The organism is Segatella hominis, assembly GCF_004535825.1.
GTDB lineage: Bacteria > Bacteroidota > Bacteroidia > Bacteroidales > Bacteroidaceae > Prevotella > Prevotella hominis.
Window position 1 is genome coordinate 1 of the sequence record NZ_SGVY01000077.1, and the last position, 11,681, is coordinate 11,681.

9 protein-coding genes are annotated in these 11,681 nt (G+C 44.0%); 4 read left to right on the forward strand and 5 right to left on the reverse strand.

Annotated features, from left to right (window positions below; genetic code table 11):
• The first annotated feature begins 182 nt into the window (after positions 1-182).
• The 4 genes from EXN75_RS16175 to EXN75_RS16190 all read left to right on the forward strand — a co-directional run bounded on the left by EXN75_RS16175 (position 183) and on the right by EXN75_RS16190 (position 5,704).
• On the forward strand, positions 183-1,766 hold the full coding sequence (locus tag EXN75_RS16175; protein WP_134844604.1) for a helix-turn-helix domain-containing protein: 1,584 nt from the start codon (positions 183-185) through the stop codon (positions 1,764-1,766).
• Positions 1,767-1,947: 181 nt separating this feature from the next.
• Complete coding sequence (locus tag EXN75_RS16180; RefSeq protein WP_134844605.1) at positions 1,948-4,485, forward strand: glycoside hydrolase family 31 protein; 2,538 nt, start codon at positions 1,948-1,950, stop codon at positions 4,483-4,485.
• A 221-nt stretch (positions 4,486-4,706) separates the two neighbouring features.
• Positions 4,707-4,844 (forward strand): helix-turn-helix domain-containing protein, encoded by a 138-nt coding sequence (locus tag EXN75_RS16185; protein ID WP_134844606.1) that lies wholly within the window; start codon positions 4,707-4,709, stop codon positions 4,842-4,844.
• Positions 4,845-5,074: 230 nt separating this feature from the next.
• Complete coding sequence (locus tag EXN75_RS16190) at positions 5,075-5,704, forward strand: RteC domain-containing protein (RefSeq protein WP_134844607.1); 630 nt, start codon at positions 5,075-5,077, stop codon at positions 5,702-5,704.
• A 55-nt stretch (positions 5,705-5,759) separates the two neighbouring features.
• Here EXN75_RS16190 and EXN75_RS16195 read toward each other — a convergent pair whose 3' ends face one another.
• The 5 genes from EXN75_RS16195 to mobA form a co-directional block, all read right to left on the reverse strand.
• Positions 5,760-6,875: a HigA family addiction module antitoxin gene (locus tag EXN75_RS16195; RefSeq protein WP_134844608.1), complete on the reverse strand. Its 1,116-nt coding sequence runs from the start codon at positions 6,873-6,875 to the stop codon at positions 5,760-5,762.
• A complete protein-coding gene (locus tag EXN75_RS16200) occupies positions 6,868-7,188 on the reverse strand; it encodes a type II toxin-antitoxin system RelE/ParE family toxin (RefSeq protein WP_025867317.1) in 321 nt (106 codons plus the stop codon). Before EXN75_RS16200 ends, EXN75_RS16195 begins: the two co-directional genes overlap by 8 nt.
• A gap of 175 nt (positions 7,189-7,363) precedes the next feature.
• Complete coding sequence (mobC, locus tag EXN75_RS16205; RefSeq protein WP_134844609.1) at positions 7,364-9,370, reverse strand: conjugal transfer protein MobC; 2,007 nt, start codon at positions 9,368-9,370, stop codon at positions 7,364-7,366.
• 88 nt (positions 9,371-9,458) lie between these two features.
• Positions 9,459-10,712: a conjugal transfer protein MobB gene (gene mobB, locus EXN75_RS16210; RefSeq protein ID WP_134844610.1), complete on the reverse strand. Its 1,254-nt coding sequence runs from the start codon at positions 10,710-10,712 to the stop codon at positions 9,459-9,461.
• Complete coding sequence (gene mobA, locus EXN75_RS16215; protein WP_134844611.1) at positions 10,697-11,116, reverse strand: conjugal transfer protein MobA; 420 nt, start codon at positions 11,114-11,116, stop codon at positions 10,697-10,699. Before mobA ends, mobB begins: the two co-directional genes overlap by 16 nt.
• Positions 11,117-11,681: the final 565 nt, after the last annotated feature.

The window sequence follows — 11,681 nt, forward strand, 5'->3', positions numbered from 1 at the left end:
ACATAGTCATTCTGTTTGATTGATGGTGTAAAGATACGAAAAATACTCCAGATAACGGCATAAATCGAAGATTATTATCGTGAAATATAAACATCTTAAACAGGCCTTACTTTTTAAAGTGGGCTCATTAATGAAATCTGCCAATTTCGTATCTGTACATTTGTCATATCATATTTACCTCTATGAGAAAGTTTATCATATTAGCTGTCTTTTTCTGCCTTTTGGGTCATATGTTTTCCTGTTTTGCACAAAAAGTAGAGAAAAATGATTATTTCTACGTACTCAATACCCGACAGGGATTGTCTGATAATTGTATTCTTCAGATGATGCAGTTGGCAGACGGCAGATTTGCGGTGAGGACTCCCAAGGGTATCAATCTCTACGATGGAAGACGTTTCTTTTTTATTCCTCTTTTCTCAGAAAAGATGGAAAGCATTACTACGTACAAGGGACAGACGCATCTTTATGTTGATAATCATAATTGCCTTTGGGTGAAGGATTATCAGAAAATATTCTGTGTTCAGCTTACGGAAGGCAGACTTCTGGAGCATCCTCTTGATTCTCTGCTGCAAGAAGGTAAGGAGAGGGGAAATTTCAGAAAGGAACTGAAGAGGGAAGATATTCAGGATTTATTTGTTGATAGCAGAAAACAGGTTTGGGTAGTCATGGGCAATTTGCTGCTCAATACGCAGGATGGAAGTCTTATCTCCTTACAGGATGAATGGGGCAGTCTGCAGGATTTGGATACCGACGGCCGGTATGTCTATGCTTTTATGGATTCTGGAATCGTAGCAGCATTTCTGAAAGGTAAGTTGGTTTATACAGCTTCAGCTTATTCGAAACTCGAAGCCCAGCGTTACCGTAACACTTCGTTGACAGTTCAGACGTCAGGTGGGCAGTTTTATCAAATCAGAACCGGACGTGATGAAAAGAACAAGACGGATGCCTCGATCTTCATGCATTTTGATCCGGAAACCCGGAAATATTCCAGAATATTTGCATGTGATTACATTCTGCATACCTTGAATATGTCATCAGATAATCAGGCATTGATAAGCAGTCAGCATGGTTATTTAATGTTTGATTTTAAGTTGGGTACAACTCCACGCGAGGTAAAGGAATTGGCTTTGCCTGATGGAAGATCGCTCACCACGGGCATTAATACAGTTTATCGGGATAAGGAAGGAGCCATCTGGCTGGGAACTTATCACGATGGTCTAATCTATGTTTCGCCTATGTTGGGTCTCTTCTTTACAATAGATCAACCCTGGTGGAAGTCGGGATGGGAGATTGCTTGCTTTGTGGTATTTCTTGTGGCTTTAGTGTGCATCATCACTCTTTATCTTCGTAAAAGAAAGAATAAAAATGTAATAAATACTGATTCTGCTAAAGATGATGTTCCTTCATTGCCAGAGGATGGCCTGCTACCGGAAACTGCCGGGGCTGTCAATCCGGAGCCCGAGTTCATTCTTCAGGTGCGTGCTTTGGTAGAGCAGCATCTGGAAGATGGCGAATATGGTGTGGAGCAACTGGCTCAGGATCTCTGTATGGAGCGGACAGGACTTTATAAAAAGCTGACGGCTCTGACCAATATCACTCCTGTGGCATTTATTCGCACTATCCGCCTTCATCGTGCAGCGACCTTGCTTCTGGAAGGTAAGCTTACCGTGAATGAAATTGCGGAGAGGACGGGCTTCAGCTCGCCCAGTTATTTCACAAAGTGTTTTAAAAAGGAATTTGGCGTATTGCCTTCAGAATATAGATAAATTATGCAGAAATAGCCCTAGAAATGGGCTTTTTCTGGTATAATTCAACAAATGTACCACTCGAATCATCATTTGTTTTATCATTTTTCCATCATTTAGCATTACCTTTGCAGCCAAAATACGATCAGATGTATTTTGGAATAAGACAAATCATGAACCTTTAATATAATAACCAAAAAGTATGCTAAAGAATTTATCTCTCATTGCCCTTTTGGGCATTGCTGCCGTTGGGCTTCCATGTGAACTCTACGCCAAGAGTATAAAGGTGACAGGTACACAGAAAGGTGTGGCAGCCCAGTCTGTTATCCGCCAGGTTGCTCAGCAGAATGTAACTATCGAATTTTATTCTCCATCCATTGTTCGCGTCGTGAAATCAGATGCCAAACGAGGTACTTCTGTTCAGAAGAAAAGCTATTCTGTTGTTTTGAAACCTCAGCAGATGAATGGTATTCAAATACAGGAAAACGGAGATATTGTAAATATTAAATCTATTTTTATTTCAGTTGAACTGAATCAGAAAACTGGTGAAATCCGCTTCCTTTCGAACGATGGAAAACTGCTGCTTACCGATACGAAGACCCGCTTGGAAGCCCGCAAGGATGAATCCAATAAGGGCAAGTACCGCATAGAGCAGGACTTCCGTCTTGCCGACGACGAGGCCATTTATGGTCTGGGACAGTTGCGTGATGTTCATATGAATCAGCGTGGCCGACAGAACATCGAACTCTGGAATCATAACACCTATATCGCCATCCCTTATTTTACCAGCGAGAAAGGCTATGGTCTTTACTGGGACAATGCGGGAAAAACCTATTTCAATGATGTAGTAGCTGCCAAGAATAATAGCAACCAGTCATCATGCACTTCCTTTACCAGCGAAGTGGGAACCTGCTCCGACTACTATTTCATGTACAAGGATGGTACGCAGGATGGAGTCATCGCCAGCATCCGAGAACTCACCGGACAGGCTACGATGTTCCCAAAATGGGCGATGGGATTCTGGCAATGCCGTGAGCGCTATAAGACCAGCGATGAACTGGCAGGCGTATTGGATAAGTATCGCGAACTGAAGATTCCTACCGATGCCATCGTGCAGGACTGGCAGTATTGGGGATGTGACTCCAACTGGAATGCGATGAAATTCCAGAATCCATACTATATAAATAAGGTGGGCGACCCTGCCTTTGCCAAGTATCTTCCTACAGATATGAAGCAGATGAAGGCACAGGGAGAGCCTCGCCTGAAGAGTCCGGAGGAGATGGTGAAGTATGTTCATAAGAACGATGCCCACCTGATGATTTCCATCTGGTCAAGTTTCGGCCCTTGGACAGTGCAATATCGTGAACTGAAGAATATGAATGCACTCCTTCCTTTCGAAACCTGGCCAAGAAACAGTGGTGTGATGCCATACGATGTCTTCAATCCGAAGGCGCGCAACCTCTACTGGAAGTATCTTACTCATCTCTATCAGATGGGCTTCGATGCCTGGTGGACCGATTCTACGGAGCCAGACCATTTTGAGAAGCCGGGCGACGAGAACTATCAGACCTACGACGGTTCATGGCTGGGCGTGAAGAATGCCTTCCCACTGTTGCACAACAAGAGCATCTACGAGCATCAGAGAGCGATGAAGGGCAATGAGAAGCGTTCGCTCCAGATGACCCGAAGCGGCAGTTTCGGTATTCAGCATTATGGCACCATCTGCTGGAGCGGTGATGTGGTGGCTTCCTGGAACGAAATGAAGAATCAGATTCCATCGGGCTTGAACTTCTCACTCTGCGGCATCCCATTCTGGAACACCGACCTGGGCGGCTTCTTCTACTGGGAGTTTGAACAGAATCCTAAGAACCCAGCCATTCAGGAACTGCAAACCCGATGGATGCAGTGGGGAACCTTCATGCCATTGATGCGCAACCACTGTTCTTCGCCGATGGTAAGCGAGCTGTATGAGTTCGGAAAACAGGGCGACTGGGCTTATGATGCCATGATCAAGACCATCAAGCTGCGCTATCGTCTTCTTCCTTACATCTACAGTACGGCAAGCGACTGCGTGCAGAATAGCGGAAGCATGATGCGCGCCCTGGTGATGGATTACGCCCACGACAAGAAAGCTTCCCGTCTGAACGATGAGTATCTCTTTGGCCGCAACATCCTGGTGAAGCCGGTAACCGATCCTTTATACACCTGGAAGGATAAGGCCAAGAAGGGTCATACCATCTATCCTGATGTAAGGAAGGCAGCTGCGCCTGTGAATGTTTACTTGCCAAAGGGTAATAAATGGTATGATTTCTGGAGCAACACCCAGTATGAGGGCGGTCAGGATATCCAGCGCCTTTGTCCTATCGACATCATGCCTGTATTCATCAAGGCTGGTACCATCCTGCCATTCGGTCCTGAAGTGCAGTATAGTTCAGAGAAGCCTTGGGATGAGCTGGAAATCCGTGTCTATCCTGGTGCAGACGGCTCGTTTACGCTCTATGAGGACGAGGGTGACAACTACAATTACGAGAAGGGTAAATTCTCAGAAATCCAGTTTGTATGGAATGAAGCAGACAGAACCCTAAGCATCGCTCCACGCAAGGGTAGCTATAAGGGAATGCTTCTGCATCGCAGATTCCACATCGTGATGGTGGGTGCTGATAGTGGTATAGGCGATCAGCCTATGCAGGCAACCAAGAGCGTGGAATATGACGGAAAGGCAGTTAAGGTACAATTATAAGATAAACGGTTTAGGACACCTGTCGTTGTTTTCAAAAACCAAAAGGTCAGTATTTTGTATTTTTGCCATGTCATTCAGAGTTTTATTTGTTTTTATATGCAACACTAAGATAAGTGAAATTTCTGACATGACATAATCCTGAGCAACTTATTGTTGCTCAGGTGCTTATAAAAAATGTTAAATTATAGTGTTGCGGAAATAAGGATGAACAAGAACGCAAGATCAATCGAGAGCGTATCTTGTGGGCTTTGAAGCAATGCAATGGCATCAAGCGTGATGCGGCAAAAATGTTGGAAATGAGCCATACTACATTCTATGCCCGTATGAAAGAGTATGGTATTTCTACGAACAAGTTGTAACGGTATAAGAACCGTGTAAGGAAGATTGGACGAGTGTCCAGTTTTCCTTACACTATTTCTGCTTGCAATTTCCTTGTGAAAATCTTATTCTCTTGATAAAGTTGCTGATTATCAGGAAATATCATCATCCTATTGTTTAGTCTGTCTTGGAATGGCATAGGTATTGGACTAATAAATGGTGTGCGCACAGAAACATCAAATTAGTACAAACCCATAAAAGAGACAGCAACATGGAATACAACATATTGATAGAGACTGATTTTTTCAACTTGCTGAATGCAGGTCATAAGAACAAAGGTGGTAACGCTTTGGAGAACTCATATCGTGAGTTTATCAAGGTTGTGGTTGATTTATGCAGCACTAACGTGAAGCAAGCGGTCTTTGCACTGTCATACGCAGAGACCGAGCTTGACTTTCATCTGTCAATGCCCCATATAAAGGATTGTTTGGGAACCGTAGGCTTGTATGTGCGCAAGGCTATTGCATTTGTCCGAAGAATGCAAGAGCATGTGACAGCAACATATCATCTTCATGTGACCACATCCACTTCAGAAGCCTCCCCGCCAGTATCATCAGAATCAAAGCCATTAGTAAAATGGACTGGCAATGCCGTTGACCTTGTAGAAATGGTATATGGCATCTGCGTAATGGGAAGCGTGAACGATGGCGATGTAAAATTCAAGGACTTGGCGCAAGCCATGTACCAGTTCTTTGGCATTAAAGCCAAGGACTGCTATCGTTTCTACACCGACATCAGAAGACGCAAGAACTATAGTCGCACCTATTTTCTGGACAAGATGCAGGAGAAGTTGAATGAGAAAATGCGGAGGGATGATGAATTGGAGAGAATGAGGCGATGAAACAGCAAAGCACCATTGGCTATAAAATGTGTAACCAATGGTGCTTTGTGAATCGTTATAGAATTTTCGTTTCAAAGAAATTCTTTATCTTGTATATACCTATATCATGCTTATAGCGTCCGAACAGAAGTTGTGGGTTGACATTGTGTTTGTCTGCTTCTGTCTGAATATATGGTGCTATTTTATAAGGTACAACATCACGAGTCCTTGCCATGAACTTTTTCCAGTCTGCATTTGGTAGGGTCGCATTTAAAGCAAACTCGTCAGCCTCAGACTCCTCGATGTTCTTCTTGTCCTCCATGAGATTAATCATTGCCTTACCATTTTGGGTAAGGTGCTTGAATACATGACCGACCTCATGTAAAGTGGTGAAAGCAAAATTGTCAATGGAAGCTATTCTCTCAGTGATGACAATCGTTGGTGTATCTCCTATCCAAAAGGACATTCCATCAACAGGAACTTGCCCAACCTTATTGACTACAAGAAAACGAATGCCATACTTGTTAAGAACCTCTTGGGTTTTGTTCACCGTATTCTTGTTTTCTTTAAACACATTGTTCAGCTCTCTTGCCAGCATCTCTGTATCTGCCTCCTTGTCAAATGTGCATAAAGTTGAATCATCATTTTTAGAGAGATGATAGCAATAATATTTCCAAGACAGAATGTCCACGGGATTGGTTTTCACCTTTTCTGACTTGCGGTAATAAGAAAGTTCCATTTCTTCTGCCTTCAAACCAAAGAAATCATCCAAGTTATCCACGGAAAAGACCTCGAAGATGCGTTTTACATCCTCGATGATATTTCCTCTAACGATACCGACTTTTCTGAAAAAGGGAATTGATACTTGGTCTTTGAGTACATTCCAAATCTCAAGCATTTTAGTCTGCAACACAACCCTTTCGCTCTGTTTGGCGCAATCCAATTCGTATTGCGTCTGGATGTTCATGAGATATGTCGCAGAAATGCCGAGAGCGTTTTCCAACAACAATGCCATTTCAGGTGTCAGAGAACGTTTACCTTTTATGACATCATTCAGAATGGATTTCTGTATGCCTGTGAGTTCGGACAATTCGCTCTGCTTCATATTCCGAGCAGACAATTCGTCCTTAATCACCTCGCCCACATGAGTTGCCTCAAATGGGACTGCCTGATTGAAACTAAACTTAGTCATAATGATGTGATATTTCAATTAATTCTATTTCGGTAATGATAATACTGCCATCGGCAGGAGAGCTTTGGAAAATCAATCGCCAAACATCATTGCATCTTACGGATTCTTGATCTTTTCTGTCTCCGTGCAATCTTTCGTAGCGCAAGCCATGATCACGCATAATGTCTTCAATTCTTGTTGCAGCTCTCATTTTGTTGACAGCCTTAACATAACCCTTGATTGCGGCTATAGGAAGTCTTTTATACTTCTTGTCAGATGTCTTTCCATTTTCGAACAGTTCCAACAAAGCCTCGTCTTCACTTGTTATGTTCATATATTATTCAGCCATGTTATTTTTATTTGTGTGCAAAATTACAATAAATATTTTGATTATCAAAATTGATAACTAATTATTAGCTATATTATAATCATTTTTAACTATTATTCTTGGCACTCGCGGAAAAAAGCAATAGGACAAACCTATTTATATTCAACTGTGAAAAGCGCATTTATGCCTTCTGTATCAAGTGCTTCAAATTCTCGTCAGCAGCGATGCGCTCCAGTTCGTCCTTGACAATCTGCTTGACATCCTCCTTTATCTGATTGTAGTTGTCTTGAATAGCTTGCTTCATGCAGTCGTTGCCATCGGCATCCTTGAAGTTGTTGATGATGGGGATAGGCTGATAATGGCTTTCCTCTCGCTTTACCTTGTCGGTGTCAACGACAATCTCGGCATGGAAGATCTTCTGCTCTATGCGCTCGGTGAAGTTGTCGGAAACAGAGCCGACAAACATACCTTGGGTGAGTCCGCTAATCTTGCTCGGCGGAATGAGACTGTCCATCTGGGTATTGATAGATGTAGAGACATCCTGACGATTGATGGAAATGGACTGGCGCTTTTGGAGCACCTTTCCAAAACGCTCGGATAAAGTCTTGGCGGTCTCGCCAACGACCTGTCCGCTGAAGATATTACCAACGGTATTGATAACCACCTTTGCCTCCTTGTCTCCATAATCGCGAACCAACTGCGAGAAGTCTTGGAAGCCCAAGCAGACGGCAACCTTGTTGCTTCGTGCCGTAGCAATCAGATTATCCAAGCCTTTGAAATAGATAGTTGGTAACTCGTCAATGATAACGGATGATTTGAGTTGTCCCTTCTTGTTGATGAGTTTCACGATGCGGCTGTTGTACAAGCCGAGTGCAGCACCATAAATGTTCTGACGGTCGGGGTTGTTGCCGACACATAGAATCTTCGGTTCTTCGGGATTGTTGATGTCGAGTGTAAACTCGCTTGCGGACATCACCCAATAGAGTTGTGGTGAGATCATTCTTGAAAGTGGAATCTTTGCGCTTGCAATCTGACCCGCCAACTGCTCCATCGCTCCACCTTGCCAGGCATCCATGAACGGAGATAGGTAGTTCTCCAGTTCGGGATAGCTCGTCAGTATCGGAAAGACATCCTCGTATCTGCGGTTGAGCAGTTCGATGGCATGGGGAAAGGTGCAATACTTTCCGTTCTTGTAGATTCTTAGGTACCAGATGATGGCAGCAAAGAGGATTATCGGACTCTCCACAAAGAAGTCGCCCTGCTTCTGCACCCAAGTCTTATTGAGGTTGAGCATTATTGTATATGCACTTTCGTAAGCATCGGAAATGTCACTCATAAAATCTGGGTGAATAGGATTGCAGCGATGACTTCTGCGAGGATCGTCAAAGTTGATGACATAGAACTGGGGCTTGACCTTATATCCATTCTGATGGTTCATCATGTGGTTGTAGGCAATCGTCGAAAGGTCGGAAAACTTGAAATCATAGATATACATTGAATACCCCTTCTCTATCTGCTGTTTGATGTAGTTGTTCACTACAGCAAAAGACTTGCCACTACCCGGTGTACCTAACACGATGGTCGCTCGGAACGGATTGACCACGTTGATCCATCCTCTCTGCCATTTCTTCTTGTAATAGAATCGTGTTGGCAGATTGACGGAATACTCATTCTCCATTAGTTTGGTCTCCTGCATAAAACTCTCGTTCTCATTATTGAACACATCCTCCATGAGGTTGTGTTTCAAGAGTCTGCTCATCCAGAGTCCTCCCATCAGCAGGCAGATATAACCTGCTGTCATTGTAAAGATGTACAGCGTAGCATTGCCCAAATAAGATATAGGCAACAATAATATCCACCAGTTGAGAAAGAACAGACAGAAGCCAACGGCAAGAACCGTCCAAATCCTGTTCCAACTCATCTTTTCTGCTTTCACGCCCTTGGTTCCCAGACATGAGAGCGCCAGGAGAAGAAGCGAAAACAGCTTGGTGTAGAGAATGGAATGAAACAAACCACCTGTACGATTGAAGTTGATAAGGATTCTGTCAACAACCCCGATTGTCACTCCCCATATGTGCATTGCCTCGTAGCAATACCAATATACATTCATAATTGCGAGTATGATACTCACAGCACGGAGAAAATCCATGATTTTTCCCAATGCTCTCAAATCGTCTTCTTGTGCCATTGATTTTCTGTTTTGAAGTTATACAAATTGTTTTTGATTGAAGGTAGGCTTTCTCCATTGTATAAGAAAGCCAACCTTGATAACACGATTAAAGACTTCGCCCTTTTCGTTTCTTCTTCTTTCTACGCAACTCTCTGTCAAATGCAGCTTCCTGTGCCTCATTTGAAGGACCGCCTCCAGCCATAAGTCCAAGACCGCTGCCGTACTCATCGAACAGGCCAGAACCATGATATTCCTGTTCCGGCATTGTGACATCTTCCTTCGGGATGGTAAGCGGTATCGGCTGCTCATTCTCGTAAGGTAAGGAGAAGTGCTCCTGCAGGGCATTGGCAGAAAGATTCATTCCAAGCCTTGAACCATTGAAAACGCTTTGGGTGCGGTGGTCAATGAATGTTGCTCCGTAGATACGGCCGTCAGCTGTATGGCGGAAAACAACATCAATACCCTTTGCTTTCAGCAGTTCAACGAACTTATCCTTATGGTATGTCTGCTTCAAGACTGCTTCCACGCTATGTTTGGTCATCTCGGAGAGTTTCTTGTCCTCCTTAAACTTCTTGGCAGAATAAGCGAACCGCTTTTCTATCGCCTCCGCACCGACAGACCTGTCAATCTTGGAAGCCTTGAAAGGATTTCCAACCTTATTTCCCTGTCCGTCCGTGGCAGAATAGACAAAACCATGATACTCATGACCGCCAACTTCGCCTCTGACCTCCTCCAAGGATATATTATATAAGGAAAGAAGTGCACGGTATTCGCCTAAGGACTGGAACCTGTAGGTAGCACAGAGAGATTTTACGGTGTTGGCAACCTGCTTCTTCACATTGCCTTGGCTTGCATCCACCTTACAAAGTGGATTGTCGAATCGACGTTGCTTGCGGTCCGCCTTGTGGAGATTGTACTTCATCTCCAAGTCACGGGTGATAGCCTTGCTCCTGTGGTAATTATATCGACTGTCCAAGCATTTGCCGTTCTCATTCACCCGGATGGTCACGATGTGCATGTGGTGACGGTCAATGTCCTCATGCTTGTAAACCATGTATGGCTGGTTGCCATATCCCATGCGCTCCAAGTATTCACAGGCGATGTTCTCCATCTCCATATCCGTCAGCACATCATCAGGATGCGGATTCAGGGAGATATGCACGACAGGCTTCTCTGTTCTGATGTGCGGAGAAAGGTATCGCTGGAAATCACGCAAGGCATTGGCGATGCTCGTCTTTCCCGAACAATCATCGAAGATCTTGTTTGTAGCCAAGAGCTTTCCCTCTTCCTTGTTAATCTTCTCACCATTGTATGCCAGTGCGCCATACAATGAACTTCCGAAACTTATCTTTGCGACCATCTTTCCTCAAACTTACGGGTTAGTTCAACAATCTCACGGGTAAGAGAGACCAGTTCCCTGGTGCAGTTCTCCAGCTTATAGAGCAAAGCCATCGCCTTTTTCTCTGAGAAATGACAACGGAGTTCCTTGACAACCTGGTTGTAGTTGTTGCCAATCATTCGGTACTGCGAGTGAAAAGAAGAAAGCTTGGTGTAGTATTCCACCAGTGTCTTATCCTCACGCAACACATTGAACGGCTCGCCGAAGATGCGTGCCTTGGCAAAGACAGCCTTCGCCTTCACATCTGTCTGCTCATACATGACGAGGAATTTCATCCATTCGTCATCGTCGAACCGAAGCATTACATGGTGCGACTTCGGGTTCAGTTTTGGGATTCGTCCCCCTCGTTTTCTTTCTGTGTTCATATAAAATGGATTAAGTGGTACATGCGGCAATAATGGAATTGCACAAACTATCGTCAGATTGTAACATGGGGAGCCCGACTTCGGAGAGGCTACCAACCCGGCAGGGCAAGGTCTTTGGAGAGTAACTCCAAAGGTTTTGAGTAACTCAAAACATACCTTGCTATGTCTTTGAGGACATAAAAATCCGCTTAGGGTGGATTGAAGTTAGCCTTCGTAAGAAGCTGTCCCCATCCCGAATGGAAGCTGTTCGGGAAATCCAGTCCTTTGCGGAATATCAAGCCTTGTTCTTCTCGGAACGATATGGATGCGCTATCCATCGCTTTGCCTTTCGGGTGCAAAATTACGGCTAAAATAGCACCCTTGGAACAGATGCACCCCAGACAACCACTGCAACTATCGGCAACATGCTGCCACAGGATTTGAAAACCATTGTTTTTCGGAAAAAGCGTTGTTACTTTGCAGCCGTAAACATCGAACTAATGATTTGAAAATATGATGAAACAAGCATTTGTAGAAATGAATAAACCTGTCATTATTGCAGTATCGCCTTGCATCAATGATGCGC